Below are 19631 nucleotides of genomic sequence, written 5' to 3'. Positions count from 1 at the left end.
GCGCGATGTTTCGCCTGCATTTTTAGCATTGTATCACAGGAATCGTGTACTGACAAGACAGATGACAAAAATAATATGACAATTTAATTGACAGATAAAAAAGGGTTCTGTATAATGAGCTTAATTTGCACGGATGCATGAAAAACAAGAAGGAGGCATCATTGTGAACACGCGAGAGCTGCAGGACGAAATCGTTCGCCTGAAGCGGGAAAAGGATATTTGTATTTTGTCCCACGCTTATCAAAGTCACGCTGTCTGGGAAGTGGCGGATTATGTCGGTGATTCCTACAGACTGGCGGTCCAGGCGGCTAAGGATCCCCACCGAACGATTTTGATGTGCGGAGTGCGCTTTATGGCAGAAACCTGCAAGGTGCTTTCTCCGGAAAAACAGGTGCTTCTGGCCAACCCGGCAGCAGGGTGTCCGATGGCCGACCAGATGGACCGGGAAGATTTGATTGCGCTGAAAAAACAATATCCGGGCTATGCGGCGGTGGCCTACATCAACACGACGGCCGATTTTAAGCGCGGGGTGGATATGATTGTCACGTCGTCGTCGGCGGTGAAGATCATCCGCAAGATGCCGGAAGAAAATATTCTGTTTGTGCCGGACTGCAACCTGGGGCGTTGGGTGGAGGCTCAGATTCCGGAAAAACATTTTGCGTTCTTCAAAGGCGGGTGCCCCACGCATATGCGCATGCGCGCGGCGGATGTCGCCCGGGTGAAGGCGGCTCATCCGAACGCGCTGGTGCTGGTGCATCCGGAATGTCTGGCCGAAGTGACTGATCGGGCCGATTATGTGGGATCAACCACAGGGATCATGCAGTACGCGAAAGAGAGCGACGCCAAAGCCTTTATCATCGGCACGGAAAGCGCCATCGTCGAGCATCTGCAATATGAATGCCCGGACAAACGGTTTTATCTGCTCTCTAAAGAATGTGTGTGCCACAACATGAAGATGACCACACTGATGGATGTCTACCGCGCCGTGACCGGCGAGGGGGAAGCGATTGATCTGCCGGAGGAAGTGATTGTCGAATCCCGGGCGGCCATCGACCGCATGGTAGAAGCCGGCTAATAAAAAAGCCCTTCGGGGCTTTTTTTATTTGGAAGTGCAGGATTGCCGTTTGGCGGTTATGCTATACTAAAAACAACTGAAAATATTTTATTTTAGCAAACAGGAGGCAAAACCATGCTCAAAGTTTTAGCCGGCCCGCTCATCGGGGCGCTCATCGGCTATATCACCAACTACCTGGCGGTGCGGATGCTTTTTTTCCCGAAGCATCCGGTTTATTTCTTTGGCCGCCGTCTGCCCTTTACGCCCGGGGCCATTCCCAAACGCAAAGATTATTTGGCAAAGCGCACCGGGACGCTGATTGCAGAAACGCTCATCACCAAGGATGACATTGTTGCCAGGCTCACGGCACCGGACTTTGAAGCACAGATGGTGGCGCGCATCACCGCGGTTATGAAGCGGTCGTTGGGGGCGTCTGCCGGGAATTTTTTCTCTTCTGAAGAAGGCTATGCCGAGGCTAAAAACCGGATTGCCGGCGTGCTGACCGATTCGATCATGACCTCCGTGAATCAACTGGATGTGGCAGGGGTGATTGCCGAACGGGGACCGGCGCTTGTGCGAAAAAAATTGGCTGGAACGCTGACCGGTGTGTTTGTTACTGATCGGATGATCGCCTCCCTGACGGAGCCGGTGGGGCAGGGAATTGCGGAAGCCATTGCCGAAAAAGGGCCGGCATTGATCCGCCGAGAAGTTGATCGCAAAATCGGCCATACCGAAGCGCATACACCGGAAGAATTGCTCGCCCGTGTCGCGATCGATCCGGCAGCCTGGCAGGAAGCGGTGGCCCGCGCCTATGAAACATTGGTGCGCGAAGGGGTGGAGCGCCTGATGGCGCACATTTCGGTTTCGCAGATTGTCGAGGATAAGATTGGCGCAATGAATGTTGATGAGCTGGAAGTTATGGTGCTTTCGGTGATGAAAAAGGAATTTACGACCATTGTCAATCTCGGGGCGCTCATCGGCTTTATTTTGGGGATATTGAATGTGGTGGTGTGAAAATATACAAAAAAGCAGTGCATCTGAACTGCTTTTTTTGTGTATTTCGGATATTAAAGAACCATGTTATTCATTCGGCTTGTGTTTTGCGTCGAGATTCTTGAGCATGCGCCACAGGGTAGTCCGGCTGTGATTCATTTCTTCTTCTTTGAGTACTAATTGAATGATCTCTTAATTGACGGGCTTGAGTGGCTGATCAAGATGAATATTATTATGAAATTTTTGAAGGGCATCGAAAATTTCATTTTGAAGAGCGCGTGAGACATCGGCTTTGGCAATATAGAAATTTTCGGTGGATAGAATCAACTCAGTGAGGACACGTTTTAATTGGGGAATATTGCTGGGCCAGGGAAATTGCATGAAAAGTATTTCGGCGGCATCCTCAAATCCGACGACGGAAGTGCCATGGCAGGCATTAATTTCACGGATATAAAGATGGTGACAATGCTTTTAAAATCTTCTTTTCGTCGGCGAACGGGGTTGCGTGGGCAGCAAAAGGCAGTTAAATTGTGTAGCCGCTGTACGACGGATGGTTTTACGTCCGTTGCGGACGGAACGGCAGAAAAGATGAGCTTTTTATGTCTGTCGCAGAGACGGGCATCGGCGATTTGTTCGAGAAGGTGGGAAGCGTGATGATTAAACATTGCAGATTTTTAAAATAAAGTGTGTTATCTGTGTTATAAAGCGGGGAATTATGAAAGGCTCTCAGATCGACAAAAGCGTCAATTGGTATGAAACCGGGAAATGGCTGGATGAGCCGACGAATAAGACGGCGCTATCGTCGTCGGCAATGACAGGGCCTGCGTCGATGGATTTAACGCGGGTGGCTCTTTGTTTGTTTTGGAACACCTGCAGCCGGTTCACCATTACCTGCTGATTCAGCAGGGCGTGCATATCTTGGAGTACATTTAGCTGGATGAATTGGCCAAAGATCAAGTTTATGAATTCTGTTTTATCTGCAACGTTTCGAAGGTGCGCGGAGCGACGGAGATGTTGGCTGCCATTGTGTAAATTTGAACGATGCGAAGGCTCGGTATATCAGCTAAGCCTTCAGCTCTTTTTATAGACAAAGGCAGGGCATCGAAAAGTCAACAAGAAACGGCACAAATAGAAAAACCTGATGGTGAATGGCTATTGGCAAATTTGTCAACGATGAGAATAAAAAAAATATAAAAATGTACGTTATCCAATGATGTGAGATCTGAAAAAGGAGAAAGTCATTTGATAACATCCGATTGTTTCTGCCAAGGCTCGAAAGTTATCCCTTGGGCTGCGCACGCCTTTCAAATGGAGACATCCATCCAAGCACTGCCATTGGGAGGTTGTTCGATCTGCGCATATATCTGTCCATCTGCTTTTTCAGATCCTTGAACGAGCAGAAATTCAGGAAGTTGCAGAATCGTTTCCTTGATGCTTCATCAAAGTATACTGATGAATTTGTCAGGCATCTTGCCGACATAATAAGCTTTTGGAACATCCATCTGCCATATTTAATACCTAACGCTTCCAGTTTCAAGAGTATGGGGCAAGTAATCGTTGTGAATGCGATATACTATTCATGACGATTGAAGACCTTTCGTCAAAGGAGTTTAGTGGCAAAAACAATTTTAACGGGCTCAATCGCTTTTTTCTATTCTCAAGGTCTCACATCTATTGTAAAGCGACAAGATTTTTTATGTTGACCGGTCATTTTTCCTTGACAGGCTTCGAGCCTTTTTTCTATAATAAAGATGCTGTAAAAAATAAACGTCCTGCGCCATCACCGGGTGGCGTGTCAAGGATTCAAAGCCTCACCGCAGGTACGGCGCGTTTGCGCTATAAGGGAGGCTTTGAATCCTTTTTTAAAGGACGCAAAAATTGAAAGGGAGATTTGAAATCGTGGAAATACGAATGCAGGCAGGTCTGCCGCCGGATGCGAGAACCATCCGACAGACCGTCTTTGTCGACGAGCAGGGCTTTCATGACGAGTTTGATGCGTTGGATAAAACGGCGACCCATCTGGTCGCTTATGAAAACAATCAGGCCGTGGGCTGCTGTCGGTTTTACCGGGACGCGTCCGGAGCTTATCACATCGGACGCATTGCTGTGATCCGAACCCATCGCGGGGAAGGCTTCGGTGCGCAAATGGTCATGGCGGCGGAGAAAGTGCTGAAAGGCCGAGGCGTGCCGATACTGCAGCTTTCGGCGCAGGTGCGGGTGCAGTCTTTTTATGAAAAGCTGGGATATGCAGCTAAAGGGGAAAATTATTTGGATGAATTTTGTGAGCACATCACCATGGAGAAGACATTAGCATGAAATTAATGGTTTATTTGCCGATGGTCATGGTGATCGCATCCAATGTGATCTATCATAATGTGTCAAAAAATACGCCGCCCGATGCGAACCCGATGCTTTCACTGGCGGGGACGTATCTGGTGAGCTTTATTTGTTGCATGATTATTTATCTCGCGTTCATGCCCCACGATTTCCAGACGGATTTCAGACATTTGAATTGGAGCACCTGGGCGCTGGGGTTGGCCATCATCGGACTGGAGGCCGGCTATCTTTTGATTTACCGTGCCGGCTGGGCTGTCAGCCAGGCTTCTCTCATCGCAAATATCTGCGTGGCGGTGGTTTTGGCGGTGATGGGCGTGCTTTTTTATAAAGAACATCTCGATTTAAAACAAGTGGCCGGCATCGTGTTTTGCTTGATTGGCATCGGCCTGCTTAAATGATGGGGGTCAAGGCCTGCGGATAAAGACAAAGGTATCGCCATTCGACCGGCCGGCATCATAAAAATAATGAATGCCGTCGAAGGCCTTAAGCGCCTCGAGATCTGTGACGGCGTTTTCGGCCATGAAGCGGACCATTTCGCCTCGGGCCATCTTGGCGTAGGTGGCTTTTTGCCGCGGTTTGCCATCCACAAGGTCGGCGAACAGGCAGGTGACGAAACGGTCGCCGGGCATGAGATAAGGGATGACAGCCTTGGCGTATTCCTTAGAGGCCAGATTTACGATGGTGCGGTCTTTGTCCATCAGGCTGTGATAGAGCGCGTCGCCCCAAAAGGCATAAAGATTGCGATGAGATGCGACGACAGCTTTCTGGGCCATTTCGAGGCGATAGGGAACAACGCCGTCGGTGGGGGCCAGTACTCCGTAAAGCGCCGATAAAATGCGCAGATGTTCGGCGAGATAGGCTTCGGCATGCTCGGTGAAGACCAAGGGCGCCATGGCTTGGTATTGAATGCCCTGATAGGCCAAGAGCGCCGGTGTCGGTGCCGTGTCGAGATCCTCGAGGGCGGTGTTTTTCAGCCGTTCGATATTCAGTGCGGCGATAGCGTCACTGCACTGCCAGAGTTTTTGCAGGGCAGCGGGATATCGGCCCTTCAGCCAGGCGTAAAGCGTTTTGGCCCGATCGAGCAACAGCGGACGTGTGGCGGCAACGGTATCGACAGCCGTTGTCATTTTTTTGGCCGGCGAAATGATGATTTTCATGAAGGCTTTCCTGGATACCGCACTTTTTGCGGCAGATCGGCCACGGCCGCTTTAAGAAGTGCCGTGCATTCGGCGAGATCCGCTTCGATTTGGGGAAGGGATAAATGGGCGTAGGGATCGCCGCGCATCAACAGGCGGTAGCAGCCCTCTTGGGCGATGTGCAGCCAGTGCAGGGCGTCCGCCGTGCCGGCGTCGGGATCGATACCGGCGAGGAGCAAATGGCCGATGCGCGCGGCAATATTGGGATATTCGGGGATAGCTGGGGTGATTTTGGCCAAGGCTTCGCGGTAACAGGCCAGAGCTCGGGGCAAATCGACGGGGACGGCCAGCCCGTCTCGGGCCATGTCGCCCAGTTTATAAAGGGCGCAGTGATTGCCCGCCTTGGCCGCTTTGGCGAAGAGCGCGCGTGCCCGCGGATAATTGACGGGAATATTTCGCCCGTAATAATAGCAATAAGCCAGATAGACCGTTCCCCAACTGTCGCCGGCGGTATCGGCCCGCTCAAACCAGCGGCGTGCAGCCGTATAATTCTGCGCGACGGTAAACCCTTCGTAATACAGACGGCCGAGGAGCGTCATTCCCTCGGGATCGCGATGCTCGGCGGCCGTGCTGATGGCGGCGTGTAGCCGCTTTTTTTCAGCATCGGTCATCAGCCGGCGATTGTCGCCAAAAAAATGCGCGTGAAAATCGTAATCCGTTGTCGGCATGACCACTCCTACTCGCCGATGATTTTGATCAGCGCATGCTTGGTGCGCCTGCCGTCGAGCTCGTAATAAAAAATTTGCTCCCAGGTGCCGAAATCCAGACGGCCGTCGGTCACGGCGACAACCACCTCCCGGCCCATGACGGTGCGCTTGAGATGGGCGTCGGCATTATCCTCGTAGCCGTTGTGATCATATTGGCTGTAGGGTTTTTCCGGCGCGAGTTTTTCGAGCCAGCGTTCAAAATCCCGGTGAAGTCCCGGCTCGTCGTCGTTGATGAACACCGAGGCCGTGATGTTCATCGCGTTGACCAGCACGAGTCCTTCCCTGATGCCGCTTTCGGCCAGCGCCGCCTTGACGTCCGGGGTAATGTTCTTCAAGCCGCGGCGGGTGTCGAAGTGAAAAAATAATTCTTTGCGAAAAGATTGCATGACAGACTCCTTTTGAATGCAAATGAAACGATAATTATTACGCAATTTTATTATAACACGGGAGGCGATCGCTCACGGCTTGTGAACGAAAATAAATACATGCTTAAAACGGGCGTATCCTCGAATCGTTATGTTATAATGAGACCAATTTAAACGGCGGAGGCCGTTTTTTAAATCAAGCATTTATAACGAGGCTGGTGCGGTCCGCCGATTATTGCCGCCGCAGCGCTTACAAAGGAGATGATCACGATGGATATGCAAATGGAATTTTTCAGGAAGATGCCGACGCCCCAGGAATTGAAGACAAAATTTCCATTGAACGCCCGGGTTGCCGCGATTAAAGAAGAACGGGATCAGCAGATTGCCGATATTTTTGCGGGCAAGGACGACCGGCTGCTGCTCATCATCGGCCCCTGTTCGGCAGACAGTGAAGACGCCGTGCTCGATTATCTGTATCGGCTGGCGAAGGTTGCCGATCGGGTGAAGGATAAAATTTTCATCATTCCGCGGGTTTATACCAACAAGCCGCGGACCACGGGCCTGGGCTACAAAGGCATGCTGCATCAACCGGATCCCGACGCGAAGGAGGATATGCTCACGGGGATTATCGCGATCCGCGAGATGCACACCCGCGCTGTGCGCGAAACGGGCTTTACCTGTGCAGAGGAAATGCTTTATCCGGAAAATCACCGCTATCTTTCGGATTTGCTGGCCTATGTGGCGGTGGGCGCCCGCTCGGTGGAGGATCAGCAGCACCGCATCGTGGCCAGCGGCATCGGCATCCCGGCAGGGATGAAAAATCCGACATCCGGCGATATTTCCGTGATGATGAATTCCTTGATTGCAGCCCAGCACGGTCACACTTTTCTCTATCGCGGCTGGGAAGTCAAAACCGCCGGCAATCCGCTGGCGCACGCCATTTTGCGGGGCTATGTCAATCAATATGGGCGGACCTTTCCCAATTATCATTATGAGGATCTGCAGGGATTGCTCGATGCCTATCACGAAAAGGCCGAGCTTAAAAACCCGGCGGTGATCGTGGACACTAATCACTGCAATTCCGGCAAGCGCTGGCAGGAGCAAGTACGCATCGCCAAGGACGTGATGCACAGCTGTCGCGTTTCGGCGGACATCAACCAGCTGGTAAAGGGGTTTATGATCGAAAGCTATCTGAAAGACGGCAATCAGCCCATCGGCGGCGGGTGTTACGGTCAGTCCATCACCGATCCTTGCCTGGGCTGGGATAAATCGAAGGCGCTTATTTATGGATTGGCGGAAATGGTCTGAAGCTTCAAATTCAGCAGCTTCGAGAAGCAGTTTTAAAAGGGAAGCTGCTTTTTTTGTGAATTGTCGGCGGGCTGTCTTGCACCGAAAAGACGGCGGTCGTCGTGTGTGAAGGCCGATGGCGCATCGGCTTTTAATGAAAAGCGATTGAAAGGAATGGTGGAAAAGCTTTGACAGCAGAAAAACAAAACCAGGGAAGCAATCCGCTGGGCTGGGAAAAAATTCCGGCTCTCCTGCGGCAATTTGCGGTGCCGTCGATCATCGCCATGGTCGTCAGCTCGCTTTACAATATCGTCGATCAGATTTTTATCGGTCAGGGCGTGGGCTATTTGGGAAACGCAGCGACCAATGTGGCATTTCCGATCACGACAATCTGTCTCGCGCTGACGCTGCTCATCGGCATCGGCGGTGCGGCGAATTTTTCTCTGGAGCTTGGCCGGGGCAACGATGCGCAGGCAGAAAAAACCGTGGGCACGGTGGTATGGATGGCGGCAATTGTCGGCGTGACGCTGGCGGCGGTGGTCGAGTCGGCCATGACGCCGATGCTTTATGCCTTTGGCGCCACGAAGACCGTGTTGCCTTATGCGCAAAGCTATGTGCGCTTTACCGGGCTGGGACTGCCTTTTTTGCTGCTGACCAATGTGATGAGCAATATGATTCGGGCGGACGGCTCGCCGAAGTACTCGATGATGTTCATGGTGGTCGGCGCGGTGACCAACACCATTCTCGATCCGATTTTTATTTTTGGCCTGCACTTGGGTGTCGCCGGCGCGGCTATGGCTACGGCGCTGTCCCAGGTGCTTTCCTGCATCATCGCGGTACGTTATCTTTTCCAGTACAAAACGGTGCAGCTGACCCGAGCCTCCTTTGCGCGGCCGAATCTTTGGGACTGCGGACGTATTGCGATGCTGGGCATGAGCAACAGCCTCAATCAAGTGCTCTTTGCGCTGGTGCAGGTGATTTTAAACCATTCGCTGACCCATTACGGCGCCCTGTCGATTTACGGCACGGATATTCCCCTTTCGGGAGCGGGCATCTGCATGAAAGTCAACGCCATTGTCATCGGGGTGTTCGTCGGACTTGCCCAGGGATCCCAGCCGATTCTCGGTTTTAATTATGGGGCCCGCCAGTACGGCCGGGTCAAGGCGACTTTCAAACTCGCGGTGGAATATTCCTTTATTATTTCGGTCATTGCCTTTGTGGCATTTCAGTTTTTTCCGAAAACCATCGTGTCCCTTTTCGGTGCGGCGGACAACCGGCTTTATATGCGTTTTACCGTGCTCTTCATGCGCACGTTTTTGTGCACCGTGCTGATCAACGGCGTGCAGCTGCTCTCGTCCAACTTTTTCTCGGCCATCGGCAAGCCCGCCCGGGGCATCGTGCTTTCGCTTTCGCGTCAGGTGCTCTTTTTGATCCCGATGATTTTGATTCTGCCGTTAAAGTGGGGGATTGTCGGCATCATGTGGTCGGCACCCGTGGCCGACCTGGCTTCCTTTGTGCTCAGTCTTGTGCTCGACCGCATTGAATTTCGGAAGATGGATCAGCTTTCGGCGGGTGCGATATTATAAAAAGCAAAAAAATCAGCACGTTTGACGTGCTGATTTTTTGTATCGGCCATTAAAGACAATTGGTTGATTTAAAACTGATCGGCGATTTGATAGCCACGGCCGCGCAGAAAGGCTTCGGCCTCCGGCTCGCTGGTTTTAATCACGGCGATGGGCGTCGCCGCGTGGCGGTCGTAGGAAATATAAAGATAGTCGATATTGATGCGCCCGTCGGAGAGGGCCTTTAAAATTTTGTCGAGGGAACCGGGATCGTCGGGCATATGTACCGCGAGCACCTGATCGAGCCGGCATTGATAGCCTGCGGTTTTAAGTGCGGCGATGGCCTCTTCTGGGCGGTCGACGATCAGCCGGACGATGCCGTACTCGGCGGAGTCGTTGGTCAGCATGGTGTTGATGTTGATATTGGCGTCGGCTAAAACGGCAGTAATGGCGTGCAGGGCGCCTTTTTTATTTTCGGCAAATAGCGAAATTTGATTGGGCATATGGTCTCCTTTGAAGAGTCGCCGGGCTTGGCGGCCCGACGGATGAATTGATTAACATCGATTGATGTTATTGTAACACAGAACTTTGCCGGGCCATGTTTTTTTGAAATATTTTTCACAAATTGCTAAAGCGGTTAAAATGGCGTAAAATAAGAAATGAAGCACGAAAACATCAATCGAGCATAAAAGGAGAGGAATGTTATGAAGCCAGTGATTTTAGCTTGCGGTAATTTGGTTCACTATGTGATGGCGGCCCAGAAAAAATGCGGCACGCACTATCCGGTGGTAGCCCTGAACATGCGGCTGCACGTGGATCCGCCCAAAATGCGCGAAGCGGCCGTCGACGCTCTGGATCGCCGCATCCCCGGGGACCGGGACACGGTGCTCGTGGCTCAGGGCTATTGTGGCGGCGTTTGGGAAGGGATCGCCGCCCGGCAGAAAATCGTGATTCCGCGTTTTGACGATTGCGTTTCCATCGCCTTGACGACCGACGACACTTATCATCCCGATCTGAAGCAGGCCGGCCATTTTTATATGTTCAATATCCGGTCCCCGGCTTTTTTTCGCCGGAGCGTTTGTATCACCGTTTGGCGAAAGAGCACGGCCAGGCCGAGGCCCAGGCGCTGTTCGACACCTGGTTCGCCGATTATGATGCGCTGGATGTGGTGGATACCGGCGTGGAAGATCTGACCCGGGAGCCCTTCGCCGGCAAAGCGAAACGCGGAGCCGATTTGATGAAGGCCCAGGTGCACCCAGTGCCGGGGAGCAACCGCGTTCTCGAAAAACTCATCACTGGACGCTGGGACGATCAGTTCATGGTGAAGGTGCCGGGAGAAATCATCACCCGGGATGATTTCTTCAGTGAAAGTTGGCAGGCCTATGCCAAGGAGAGGTTTTAATTTTGATGAAACTGACCATTGTAGCCATCGGTAAATTAAAGGATAAACATCTGGCGGCACTTCAGGCGGATTATTGCAAGCGGTTGGGGGCCTTTGCCAAATGCGAAGTGATCGAAATAAAGGATGAGGCCAATTTCCGTGAAGAACGCCCCGGCGAGCGTCAGAAAATCTTGGAGCGTGAGGCGAAGCGGGCTCTGGCCAAGATCAAACCGGGGGCCTGGGTGGTGTTGCTGGATCTGCACGGCCATCAGTGGACCTCGGAAGCCTTTGCTGAGCAGCTGGCAGTGTGGCGGCTTAAAGCGTCGGAGCTGGTGTTCGTCATCGGGGGATCGCTCGGGGTGGGCGGAGCCCTTATTCGGCGTGCCGATGCGCGCTGGCAGTTGTCACGTCTGACCTTTACCCATTTGATGACCCGGGTGCTCGCGCTGGAACAGATATACCGAGGTTTGATGATTGACGTAGGCCGGAAATATCACAAATAGGCGGGCGGGGCAGAAAAAGCGGAAGAAAAAGCATTTTTTGTTTTTCGAATAGACAAAGCACATTAGATCGGTTATAATCAAAACAGTTTAAATTACTGAGATCCATCAAGGAGGAACTTATGAGAAAATACGAATGCACTTTATGTGGTTATATCTATGACGAAGCAGCCGGCGACCCGGACAACGGCGTTGCACCGGGCACCAAGTGGGAAGATCTGCCGGAGGACTGGGAGTGCCCGCTGTGCGGCGCCAGCAAAGACGAATTCGAACTCGTCGAAGAATAATTAAGGATAGAGCAAACACAATCAGACCGCGGGGAGACCTGCGGTCTTTCTTTGCGCCTCGAATGGAATGGATAAAATAAAAATTAACTGAAATCATCTACGGAATATTGACACCCTTTACAAGTCGTGATAGACTAATGACAAACAGAATACATCTGGAGATTGAGGAGATGGACGGAAACGCTGAGTCCTGTTTAATAAGTGTATGGAGAAAGAAGTACGCTTATTAAGCAGGATTTTTTGTTGGATGTTTTTATCGCCTCAGCACATGGTGAACAATGAGGAGGGGAGCAATGGCAAAGCATATTCTGATCATGGATCAAGGGACGACGGGATCCCGCGGAGTGATTTATGATGAAAATGGGTACGTGGTCGCACTGGATTACAAGGAATACGAACAATTTTATCCCAAATCCGGCTGGTGGGAACAATCGGCCGAAGAAATTTGGCAGGTCACGCTAGAAACCTCGCGCAATGCCATCGCCAAAGCCGGTCTGGCCGGGGCGGATATCACGGCGATCGGGATTACCAACCAGCGGGAAACCACGGTGATGTGGGATAAAAACACCGGCAAACCGGTATATCATGACATTGTCTGGGGATGCCGCCGGACGGCGCCCATTGTGGAACGGCTGCGCCGGGAAGGACACAACGCGCTCTTCAATCAGCGAACGGGCCTCGTGCTGGATCCGACTTATTCGGGGACCAAGATCCGTTGGATTCTTGATAACGTGCCGGAAGCTCAGACCAAGGCGAACAGCGGCGATTTGAAATTCGGGAACATCGACGCCTGGCTGCTCTGGAATTTAACCTGTGGCCAGGTCCATGCGACGGATTATTCCAATGCGGCACGCACCTTGGTGTTTAACCCCTACGAAGGCAAATGGGATGACGATCTGCTCAAGGTGTTGGCCATTCCAAAGGACATTTTACCGGAAGTCAAAAACTCGGTGGGACTTTTCGGCATGGCCGATCCCAAGTGGTTTGGTGCGGCAATTCCAATTACTGGAATTGCCGGCGATCAGTCGGCGGCGCTTTTCGGGCAGGCCTGTTTTGATGAAGGTGCGGCCAAGAACACGTATGGAACTTCGGCAGTGCCGCTGATGTTTACCGGTGATAAAGCCCCGCGCACCGCCACCGGCTTGATGACTCTGGCTTGGGGCATCAACGATCGGATCAAGTATTCGATGGGCGCATCCATTTTAATCGCCGGTCAGGTGGTGCAGTGGCTGCGGGACAAGATGCACTTTTTCGGCAAAGCCAGCGAATCCGAAGCGATGGCCGCTTCGCTTGCGGATAACGGCGGCGTCTTCTTCGTGCCGGCGTTTACCGGACTGGGAGCTCCGCATTACAACACCAATGCCCGGGGTATGATCATCGGTGTCACAGCAGACACGACGCAGGAACAGATCACCCGGGCGGCGTTGGAATCCATGGCGTATCAAACCAGGGATCTGCTGGAGGACATGGCTGAGAACTCCGGTATCACCCTCAAAGAGCTCAAGGTGGACGGCGGCGCGGCACAAAACGACTGGCTAATGCAGTTCCAGGCAGATATTCTTAACTGTAAAGTAATCCGGCCGAAGGATATTGAAACGACGGCGCTCGGTGCCTGCTATCTGGCGGGACTCGGCTGCGGGATCTTTAAAAGCATCGATGAGATCCGGGATATGTGGCAAGCCGACAAAATTTTTGAACCGCAGATCGGCGACACCGAGCGGGAGCTGCTTTACGATCAGTGGCGGTCTGCCGTGGAACGCTCGAAGGACTGGGCCAGAGCATAATTGGATCGACAAGAAAGAAACGACCGCATGGAAAGCATCGAAAGCATATTGACGAAGGGATTTACGGTCATTCCGTCAATCAAACGGCTCGGCGATTTGACAGCGGCATTAAAGGGCGATTGTTCGGCTATTTTGCTGACGGGGGCGGATATTGCAAATTTAAAGCCGCTGGCTGAAAAAGTACATGCAGCAGGCAAAGAGGTGCTCGTCAATATGGAACTGTTGGGGGGCTTCGGGCGCGACCAGGCGGGTATTAAATTGCTGAAGAATTATTACGGCGTAGACGGGGTGATGTCCACCGACAGCAGCCGGCTGGGTATGGCACGTCATGCGGGGCTTTACACCATCCAGCGTTTTCTGATCAGCGATTCCCGCGCTTTGGACACCAGCACGCGCATTTTGAAGGGATCAGCTGCGCACGCGGCAGAAATTTTGCCGGCGGTGATCGGCGTGATGATCATTGAGAAACTGCGGCAAGTAACAGCCATGCCGCTGCTGGCCGGCGGCTTTATCCGAACGTCTTCGGATCTTGAACAGGTGCAGGTGGCGGGCTTTAACGGGGCAACCATCAGTCGGCGGGATTTGTATTAAAAGCGACAACAAAAGATTGCAGCGGGAAAGAGATGTGGTGAAGTTCTGTTTGATCGGCGTTGTTTCGCCGGTTAAACAGGCTTTTTAAATGTGGGTTTAAATGCGTTCAGATGGATAAGGAGAAAATCATGGGAGCATATTTATTGGGACTCGACAACGGCGGCACGATAACCAAAGTGGCGCTTTACGACCTGAAGGGGCATGAAGTGGCGGTGAGCAGTCGCAAAACGGCGCTGATTCAACCGGAGCCTGGTTTTACCGAGCGCGACGGGGATGAAATGTGGGCAGCGAATGTCGGGGCGATTCGCTCGGTGCTGTCCGAAGCGGGTATCTCCGGGGAGGAAGTGCTCGGCGTCGCGGCAACGGGCCACGGCAACGGGCTTTATTTAACCCGGGCCGATGGCACCCCGGCTTACAACGGCATCATTTCTACCGATTCCCGCGGCAAAGAATTCGCCATCGCCTGGAACAGCGACGGCACCTTCGAGCGCATCCTGCCCAAGACGATGCAGTCTTGCTGGGCCGGGCAGCCGACGACGATTCTGCGCTGGTTTATGAAATATCGGCCGGAAGTCCTGACCGATACCCGCTGGATTTTAATGTGCAAGGATTTTATCCGAATGAAACTCACCGGGGAACCCTATGCCGAAATTACCGATTATTCGGGCTCCAGCCTGATGAACGTGCGGGATGTATGTTACGACCGGGTGCTTTTGGCTGAGATGGGACTTGAATCCATTTATGATAAGCTGCCGCCTCTCAAATACGCCGGGGAAATCTGCGGTCGGGTGACGGAAGAAGCGGCTGGGCTTACCGGGCTTAAAGCAGGGACGCCGGTGGCCGGCGGCAGTATGGATATTCACGCGTCGGCCATGGCCGTGGGCGTCACCGATGAAAACACCATGTGTGTGGTAGCCGGCACCTGGAGCATCAACGAATATATCAGCAGAAAGCCGGTGGTGGACAAGGATTTATTCATGACCTCCATCGATACGATACCCGGTTATTGGATGATCCTCGAAGGTAGTCCGACCTCTGCCAGCAATCTCGAATGGTTTCTCACGGAAATTTTGCGGGATGTGGATTTAAAAGGCAAGGATATTTATGAGGTTTCCAACGCATCGGTCGAAAAAATCGGTGAACAGGATTGCGGCCTGGTGTTTTTGCCCTTTCTCTTCGGGACGAATGTGCACGTCAATGCCAAAGGGGCTTTTGTGGGGCTGCAGTCCTGGCATACCCGGGGCAATATGCTGCGCGCGGTTTACGAAGGGATTGTGTTCAGTCATCGTTATCACATCGAAAAGTTACTTAAATATCGCGATAAGCCGGCGCTCATCCGAATGGCCGGCGGCGTGGCCAAATCGGAAATCTGGGTTCAGATGTTTGCCGATGTGCTGCAAACGCCTATCGAGGTGGCGCGCAGCCAGGAATTGGGCGCTTTGGGGGCGGCTATCTGCGCTGGTGTGGCCACCGGCGTGTTCGCGTCCTTTAAAGAAGCGTCGACGTCAATGGTGGATGTGATGTACACCGCGAAGCCCGATCCGGCGAAGAAGGCGATTTACGATAAGAAATACGTGCGCTACCGCAAGGTGATTGACGCACTGGACGGCGTCTGGGATGATTGGGATGTATAAAAGTTGACAGAAGCAGGAAAAGAGGCAATTATGGATCTTCAATTAAAAGGAAAAAGAGCGATTGTGACCGGGGCATCCCGCGGGGTCGGCCGGGCGGTAGCACTGGCTCTGGCGAAAGAGGGCACGGATCTGGGCGTGGTGGCCGGCCACCTCGACGGGGCGGCTCAAACGGCGGCGGTCTGCGAGGCCTTTGGCGTGCGGGCGGTGCCGCTGGCGGCGGACTTTGCCGATGTCTCATCCGTAACGGCTGTGATGGAGCAGGCTCGCGTCGCGCTTGGCGAGATGGATATCCTCATCAACAACGCCGGGATTTTTCTGCAGGGATGGTGCCAGGACATCACGCTCGATGATTGGCAGCGCACCTTGGATGTGAATCTGACGGCGGCCTTTCGCGCGTCTCAGTATTTTGCTAAAGTTAATCTCACGGCCGGGCGCGGCGGGCGCATTGTCAATGTGAACTCTCAGGCGGCCTTTCACGGCTCGACCACCGGCCACGTGCACTACGCGGCGAGCAAGGCCGGCATGGCAGCGATGACCGTTTCGATGGCCAGGGAGCTTTCGCCCAAGGGCATCACGGTGAATGCGGTGGCGCTGGGCATTGTCGAGACGGATATGATCGCGGCGAGCATGGCGGCGCATCCGGGGTATTACGAAAGCCGGATTCCCGTCGGCCATGTGGCGAAGCCGGAGGAAGTGGCCGATGTGATCGTTTTTCTCGCATCGCAGCCGGCAGCTTATATGACAGGCGCCACGGTGGATGTGACCGGCGGCATGCTGATGCGCTGATGGCAGTGTGATGCGTCAAGAAAAGAGGGAGGACAAAATGGAACAAGCAATTTACGATGTGATGGTCATCGGCGGGGGGATCACCGGGACGGGCATCGTGCACGAATTGGCGAAATACGATTTAAAACTGGCCTTACTGGAACGCAAACCGGATATCGGTGTCGGGGCGACCAAGGGCAACGGCGGCGTGGTGCACCCGGGCTATGATCCCCATCCCGGAACGCTGAAGGCGAAGCTCAATCCCGCGGGCGCGCGGATGTATCCGCAGCTGGCCCGTGATCTGGATTTTCATATCCGCAAAACGGGGACGCTGGTGGTGGCCTACTCCGATCAGGATTTGAAAAAAGTGGATGAGCTCTGCGACAATGCCCGGGCAAACGGGGTGGCGCAGGTGGAGCGCATTGACGCGGCGCAGCTGCAAAATCGCGAGCCCTTTATCAACAAGGCGGCGCTTGGCGCGCTGCTGGCCCACACGACGACGATGATCGACCCCTTTGAGGTCGCGGTGGCCTTTGCGGAAAACGCGGCGGAAAACGGCGCCGATATTCTGGTCGATCAGCCGGTGACGGGGATCCATGCGGACGAAGACGGGGCTTTTACCATCACGACGCCGACGGATCGCTTCCGCACGCGCTATATCGTGGACGCAGCCGGCGTGCACGCCGACGATGTGGCGGCACTGGCCGGCCTGCACGAATATCGGGTCCAGGGGCGTCATGGTAATCTTTGCGTGTTGGATAAAAACATGCCGACGCCGATTTCGACGGTGATGTTTCCCTGCCCGAGCCCGGACACTAAGGGCATCGCCTTGATTCCGATGGCCCACGGCAATACGATCATCGGCTCCACGGCAACCATGCGCGAGGACAAAGAAGACACCAGCAATGACGCCGAAGGCATCGGCGAGCTTTTAGCAGGGGCTCATCATCTGATTCCGGAATTTCAGGATGGCAGTGTGATCCGCACCTTTGCCGGGCAGCGCCCGGTCGCCCTGGATAACGGCAACGATTTTTGGATTGCCGCGTCGCCTGCCCTGCCGCACTTTATTCATGCGGCGGGGATTCAGTCGCCGGGGGCTGCGTCGTCGCCGGCCATCGCCGAATACGTGCGGGATCTTCTGGCCGATGCGGATCTTGAACTCAAGCCCCGGCCGAGCTATCAGCGGTATCGGCAGGCGCCGCCGGATTTTGATCGGATGAGCCTTGAAGAACAGGACGCGCTGATTCAAAAAGATCCGGCCTATGGACGCATTGTGTGCCGGTGTGAGACCGTGACGGAAGGCGAAATCGTCGCGGCGATTCACCAACGGCTGGGCGCGAGAACGGTTGAAGGCGTCAAGCGGCGTACCCGAGCCGGCATGGGCCGCTGCCAGAGCGGTTTCTGCCAGTTCAAGGTGATGAAGATTCTGGCTCGGGAGCTGGGCGTGCCGGAAGAGGCCGTCCAATTTGAAGAGAAAATTTCGCCGGTGCTGTTCGGCCGGATCAAATAGCGAAAGACAGAAAGGGAAACAAAATGCAAACAGTTCATTATGATGTGGTGGTGGTTGGCGGCGGCCCAGCGGGGCTCGCGGCAGCGCTGGCCGCCAGAGAAAGGCAGGCATCGGTCGCGGTTATTGAGCGAAACGGCGAGCTTGGCGGCATTCTCGAGCAATGCATTCACGCGGGATTCGGCCTGCATCATTTTAAGGAAGAGCTCACCGGCCCGGAATATGCCGAGCGCTTTATCGATCAGCTGGCCGGCAAAGACATCGCCGTTTATCTCGACACGATGGTGCTGAATATCACTCACGGCGAAGCGGGACAAACCGTCCAGGCGATGAATGAAAAGGGAATGATGATTTTCACGGCAGAAGCGGTGGTGCTGGCCATGGGCTGCCGGGAACGCACCCGCGGCGCCATCCGCATTCCGGGGGACCGGCCAGCCGGCGTTTTTACAGCGGGCATCGCCCAGCGCTATGTGAATCTGGAAAATATGAAGCCGGGTAATCGGGCGGTGATTTTGGGCTCCGGCGATATCGGCCTCATCATGGCGCGCCGCTTTGCTTTGGAAGGCATCGAGGTCGAAGGGGTTTACGAAATCATGGCCTATCCCAACGGGCTTTATCGCAATATTATAGGCTGTCTGGACGATTTTGGCATCCCGCTGCACCTGTCGACCACGGTAACCCGGATCAATGGGAAAGACCGGGTGCAGTCGGTCGAGGTGAGTCAGGTGGATGCCAAGCGGCAACCTATCCCGGGGACGGCGCGCACAATCCCCTGCGACACGCTGCTGCTTTCGGTCGGATTGATCCCGGAAAATGAGCTGAGCCGCAAAGCCGGCGTGGCGATGGATCCGGTGACGGGCGGGCCGCTGGTCAACGACGTGCTGGAGACGTCACAGCCGGGAATTTTTGCCTGCGGCAATGTATTGCATGTGCACGACGTGGTGGACTATGTCACGGAGGAGGCCTTTGAAGCCGGACGCCAAGCGGCGGATTATGCAGCCGGCGCGGGGCCGAAACACGATGCTGCGCTGAATCTGCACGCCGAAGCGCCGGTGCGCTACACGGTGCCGGCGATGATTGACGGCGACGAAGCGTCGATTCCCGTCAAATTCCGGGTAGGGGCGCCGATTACAAGCGGCCGCACGCAGGTGCGCTGTGGCGATCGGGTGATTTTTGAAGAGCGAAAGGCTCACCGCTACCTGCCCAGCCATATGGAAATCATTACCTTGGCGCAGGAGGCTTTGGCAGGCTGCATCGGCGAGCTGAAGGTGGGCATTGTCGGCGATGAAACCATGGCCGGGAAAGGAGAAGCGCGATGAAAGACGTTAAAATGAGCTGCACCACCTGCCCCAACAGCTGTGAAATGGTGGCGACTGTCGACGGCGACAAAATGGTCGCGGTGACGGGCAACCTTTGCAAACGGGGCGTTGATTTTGCCGAACAGGAATGGATTAACCCGGTACGCACCCTGACCTCAACGATGATTCTGAGACGGACCGGCCGGGAAGCATTGTCTATTCCGGTGAAATCCGCCGCCCCCATGCCGCGTGATCGCATGATGGATGCCATGGCGGCCATCCGGAAGACGGCAATCGATCATCCGGTTGCCATCGGTGAGGTGCTCATCCCGGATGTGGTCGGCTGCGGGATCGACGTCGTGGCATCGAAGACGGTAGGGTAA

General features: G+C 54.0%; 24 protein-coding genes. 19 read left to right on the top strand and 5 right to left on the bottom strand.

Annotated elements, in window-relative coordinates; translation table 11 throughout:
* Positions 1–133: 133 nt before the first annotated feature.
* Complete coding sequence (gene nadA, locus HMPREF0721_RS04615) at positions 134–1075, top strand: quinolinate synthase NadA (RefSeq protein ID WP_006598430.1); 942 nt, start codon at positions 134–136, stop codon at positions 1073–1075.
* Positions 1076–1189: 114 nt separating this feature from the next.
* A complete protein-coding gene (locus tag HMPREF0721_RS04610; RefSeq protein WP_006598429.1) occupies positions 1190–2068 on the top strand; it encodes a DUF445 domain-containing protein in 879 nt (292 codons plus the stop codon).
* A gap of 171 nt (positions 2069–2239) precedes the next feature.
* On the opposite strand, the gene HMPREF0721_RS12880 is transcribed toward HMPREF0721_RS04610, so the two are convergent.
* A complete protein-coding gene (locus HMPREF0721_RS12880; protein ID WP_462687200.1) occupies positions 2240–2488 on the bottom strand; it encodes a hypothetical protein in 249 nt (82 codons plus the stop codon).
* A gap of 274 nt (positions 2489–2762) precedes the next feature.
* On the opposite strand from HMPREF0721_RS12880, the gene HMPREF0721_RS04605 reads away from it, so the two are divergent.
* The 4 genes from HMPREF0721_RS04605 (at position 2763) to HMPREF0721_RS04590 (ending at position 4782) form a co-directional block, all read left to right on the top strand.
* Positions 2763–2945 carry a hypothetical protein gene (locus HMPREF0721_RS04605; protein WP_040639914.1) on the top strand — a complete coding sequence of 61 codons (183 nt, stop codon included), beginning with the start codon at positions 2763–2765 and terminating at the stop codon, positions 2943–2945.
* Between the two features lie 681 nt (positions 2946–3626).
* The gene (locus HMPREF0721_RS11760) at positions 3627–3929 is read left to right on the top strand and encodes a hypothetical protein (protein WP_006598424.1); all 303 of its coding nucleotides are present in this window, start codon (positions 3627–3629) and stop codon (positions 3927–3929) included.
* Between the two features lie 17 nt (positions 3930–3946).
* On the top strand, positions 3947–4363 hold the full coding sequence (locus HMPREF0721_RS04595; RefSeq protein WP_242821853.1) for a GNAT family N-acetyltransferase: 417 nt from the start codon (positions 3947–3949) through the stop codon (positions 4361–4363).
* Positions 4360–4782: an EamA family transporter gene (locus HMPREF0721_RS04590; protein ID WP_006598422.1), complete on the top strand. Its 423-nt coding sequence runs from the start codon at positions 4360–4362 to the stop codon at positions 4780–4782. The genes HMPREF0721_RS04595 and HMPREF0721_RS04590 overlap by 4 nt, the downstream gene beginning before the upstream one ends.
* 6 nt (positions 4783–4788) lie before the next feature.
* Here the strand turns inward: HMPREF0721_RS04590 and yaaA are convergent, their stop codons facing one another.
* The 3 genes from yaaA to HMPREF0721_RS04575 are packed head-to-tail and all read right to left on the bottom strand — an operon-like array spanning position 4789 to position 6673.
* On the bottom strand, positions 4789–5541 hold the full coding sequence (gene yaaA, locus HMPREF0721_RS04585) for a peroxide stress protein YaaA (RefSeq protein ID WP_006598421.1): 753 nt from the start codon (positions 5539–5541) through the stop codon (positions 4789–4791).
* Positions 5538–6248, bottom strand: coding sequence for a tetratricopeptide repeat protein (locus HMPREF0721_RS04580; RefSeq protein WP_006598420.1), 711 nt, complete (start codon positions 6246–6248; stop codon positions 5538–5540). Before HMPREF0721_RS04580 ends, yaaA begins: the two co-directional genes overlap by 4 nt.
* Before the next feature lie 8 nt (positions 6249–6256).
* Positions 6257–6673: a secondary thiamine-phosphate synthase enzyme YjbQ gene (locus HMPREF0721_RS04575; RefSeq protein ID WP_006598419.1), complete on the bottom strand. Its 417-nt coding sequence runs from the start codon at positions 6671–6673 to the stop codon at positions 6257–6259.
* Positions 6674–6928: 255 nt separating this feature from the next.
* Between HMPREF0721_RS04575 and HMPREF0721_RS04570 the strand changes: the two genes are divergently transcribed.
* Together HMPREF0721_RS04570 and HMPREF0721_RS04565 are read left to right on the top strand one after the other, a co-directional pair.
* Entirely contained in the window at positions 6929–7960 is a 1032-nt protein-coding gene (locus tag HMPREF0721_RS04570) for a 3-deoxy-7-phosphoheptulonate synthase (RefSeq protein ID WP_341349331.1), read from the top strand.
* Positions 7961–8127: 167 nt separating this feature from the next.
* A complete protein-coding gene (locus HMPREF0721_RS04565) occupies positions 8128–9525 on the top strand; it encodes an MATE family efflux transporter (protein ID WP_006598417.1) in 1398 nt (465 codons plus the stop codon).
* A 68-nt stretch (positions 9526–9593) separates the two neighbouring features.
* Here HMPREF0721_RS04565 and HMPREF0721_RS04560 read toward each other — a convergent pair whose 3' ends face one another.
* Positions 9594–10004, bottom strand: a complete 411-nt coding sequence (locus HMPREF0721_RS04560) for an ACT domain-containing protein (RefSeq protein ID WP_006598416.1) — start codon at positions 10002–10004, stop codon at positions 9594–9596.
* Positions 10005–10205: 201 nt separating this feature from the next.
* Between HMPREF0721_RS04560 and HMPREF0721_RS12580 the strand changes: the two genes are divergently transcribed.
* The 11 genes from HMPREF0721_RS12580 to HMPREF0721_RS04505 all read left to right on the top strand — a co-directional run bounded on the left by HMPREF0721_RS12580 (position 10206) and on the right by HMPREF0721_RS04505 (position 19631).
* Positions 10206–10694, top strand: a complete 489-nt coding sequence (locus HMPREF0721_RS12580; RefSeq protein WP_006598415.1) for a DUF1638 domain-containing protein — start codon at positions 10206–10208, stop codon at positions 10692–10694.
* Complete coding sequence (locus HMPREF0721_RS12575; RefSeq protein ID WP_040639910.1) at positions 10682–10903, top strand: hypothetical protein; 222 nt, start codon at positions 10682–10684, stop codon at positions 10901–10903. The genes HMPREF0721_RS12580 and HMPREF0721_RS12575 overlap by 13 nt, the downstream gene beginning before the upstream one ends.
* 5 nt (positions 10904–10908) lie before the next feature.
* The gene (locus tag HMPREF0721_RS04545; protein WP_006598414.1) at positions 10909–11385 is read left to right on the top strand and encodes a 23S rRNA (pseudouridine(1915)-N(3))-methyltransferase RlmH; all 477 of its coding nucleotides are present in this window, start codon (positions 10909–10911) and stop codon (positions 11383–11385) included.
* Positions 11386–11504: 119 nt separating this feature from the next.
* On the top strand, positions 11505–11669 hold the full coding sequence (gene rd / locus HMPREF0721_RS04540) for a rubredoxin (protein WP_006598413.1): 165 nt from the start codon (positions 11505–11507) through the stop codon (positions 11667–11669).
* A 293-nt stretch (positions 11670–11962) separates the two neighbouring features.
* The gene (gene glpK, locus HMPREF0721_RS04535) at positions 11963–13453 is read left to right on the top strand and encodes a glycerol kinase GlpK (protein ID WP_040639909.1); all 1491 of its coding nucleotides are present in this window, start codon (positions 11963–11965) and stop codon (positions 13451–13453) included.
* Entirely contained in the window at positions 13454–14044 is a 591-nt protein-coding gene (locus HMPREF0721_RS04530) for a glycerol-3-phosphate responsive antiterminator (protein WP_242821852.1), read from the top strand. It begins immediately after the preceding gene.
* 128 nt (positions 14045–14172) lie between these two features.
* Positions 14173–15678 (top strand): FGGY-family carbohydrate kinase, encoded by a 1506-nt coding sequence (locus tag HMPREF0721_RS04525; protein ID WP_040639908.1) that lies wholly within the window; start codon positions 14173–14175, stop codon positions 15676–15678.
* Between the two features lie 30 nt (positions 15679–15708).
* Positions 15709–16464 (top strand): SDR family NAD(P)-dependent oxidoreductase, encoded by a 756-nt coding sequence (locus tag HMPREF0721_RS04520; protein WP_040639907.1) that lies wholly within the window; start codon positions 15709–15711, stop codon positions 16462–16464.
* 37 nt (positions 16465–16501) lie between these two features.
* Complete coding sequence (locus tag HMPREF0721_RS04515; protein ID WP_040639906.1) at positions 16502–17953, top strand: NAD(P)/FAD-dependent oxidoreductase; 1452 nt, start codon at positions 16502–16504, stop codon at positions 17951–17953.
* A gap of 23 nt (positions 17954–17976) precedes the next feature.
* Positions 17977–19269: an NAD(P)/FAD-dependent oxidoreductase gene (locus HMPREF0721_RS04510; RefSeq protein WP_006598407.1), complete on the top strand. Its 1293-nt coding sequence runs from the start codon at positions 17977–17979 to the stop codon at positions 19267–19269.
* Entirely contained in the window at positions 19266–19631 is a 366-nt protein-coding gene (locus HMPREF0721_RS04505) for a DUF1667 domain-containing protein (protein ID WP_006598406.1), read from the top strand. Before HMPREF0721_RS04510 ends, HMPREF0721_RS04505 begins: the two co-directional genes overlap by 4 nt.

Source organism: Pseudoramibacter alactolyticus ATCC 23263, assembly GCF_000185505.1.
Classification (GTDB): domain Bacteria; phylum Bacillota; class Clostridia; order Eubacteriales; family Eubacteriaceae; genus Pseudoramibacter; species Pseudoramibacter alactolyticus.
The sequence above is the reverse complement of the archived record's forward strand: the minus strand, read 5'-3'. Positions and strand labels throughout refer to the sequence as shown.

Bases quoted from the DNA above. Each gene is read 5' to 3' on its own strand.
- HMPREF0721_RS04570 (WP_341349331.1), top strand. From the start codon at position 6,929: ATGCAAATGGAATTTTTCAGGAAGATGCCGACGCCCCAGGAATTGAAG.
- HMPREF0721_RS04590 (WP_006598422.1), top strand. From the start codon at position 4,360: ATGAAATTAATGGTTTATTTGCCGATGGTCATGGTGATCGCATCCAAT.
- glpK (WP_040639909.1), top strand. From the start codon at position 11,963: ATGGCAAAGCATATTCTGATCATGGATCAAGGGACGACGGGATCCCGC.
- HMPREF0721_RS04605 (WP_040639914.1), top strand. From the start codon at position 2,763: ATGAAAGGCTCTCAGATCGACAAAAGCGTCAATTGGTATGAAACCGGG.
- HMPREF0721_RS04545 (WP_006598414.1), top strand. From the start codon at position 10,909: ATGAAACTGACCATTGTAGCCATCGGTAAATTAAAGGATAAACATCTG.
- HMPREF0721_RS04560 (WP_006598416.1), bottom strand. From the start codon at position 10,004: ATGCCCAATCAAATTTCGCTATTTGCCGAAAATAAAAAAGGCGCCCTG.
- HMPREF0721_RS04505 (WP_006598406.1), top strand. From the start codon at position 19,266: ATGAAAGACGTTAAAATGAGCTGCACCACCTGCCCCAACAGCTGTGAA.
- HMPREF0721_RS11760 (WP_006598424.1), top strand. From the start codon at position 3,627: ATGACGATTGAAGACCTTTCGTCAAAGGAGTTTAGTGGCAAAAACAAT.
- HMPREF0721_RS04575 (WP_006598419.1), bottom strand. From the start codon at position 6,673: ATGCAATCTTTTCGCAAAGAATTATTTTTTCACTTCGACACCCGCCGC.
- HMPREF0721_RS04520 (WP_040639907.1), top strand. From the start codon at position 15,709: ATGGATCTTCAATTAAAAGGAAAAAGAGCGATTGTGACCGGGGCATCC.
- HMPREF0721_RS12580 (WP_006598415.1), top strand. From the start codon at position 10,206: ATGAAGCCAGTGATTTTAGCTTGCGGTAATTTGGTTCACTATGTGATG.
- yaaA (WP_006598421.1), bottom strand. From the start codon at position 5,541: ATGAAAATCATCATTTCGCCGGCCAAAAAAATGACAACGGCTGTCGAT.
- rd (WP_006598413.1), top strand. From the start codon at position 11,505: ATGAGAAAATACGAATGCACTTTATGTGGTTATATCTATGACGAAGCA.
- HMPREF0721_RS04525 (WP_040639908.1), top strand. From the start codon at position 14,173: ATGGGAGCATATTTATTGGGACTCGACAACGGCGGCACGATAACCAAA.
- HMPREF0721_RS04510 (WP_006598407.1), top strand. From the start codon at position 17,977: ATGCAAACAGTTCATTATGATGTGGTGGTGGTTGGCGGCGGCCCAGCG.
- HMPREF0721_RS04515 (WP_040639906.1), top strand. From the start codon at position 16,502: ATGGAACAAGCAATTTACGATGTGATGGTCATCGGCGGGGGGATCACC.
- HMPREF0721_RS04580 (WP_006598420.1), bottom strand. From the start codon at position 6,248: ATGCCGACAACGGATTACGATTTTCACGCGCATTTTTTTGGCGACAAT.
- HMPREF0721_RS04610 (WP_006598429.1), top strand. From the start codon at position 1,190: ATGCTCAAAGTTTTAGCCGGCCCGCTCATCGGGGCGCTCATCGGCTAT.
- nadA (WP_006598430.1), top strand. From the start codon at position 134: ATGCATGAAAAACAAGAAGGAGGCATCATTGTGAACACGCGAGAGCTG.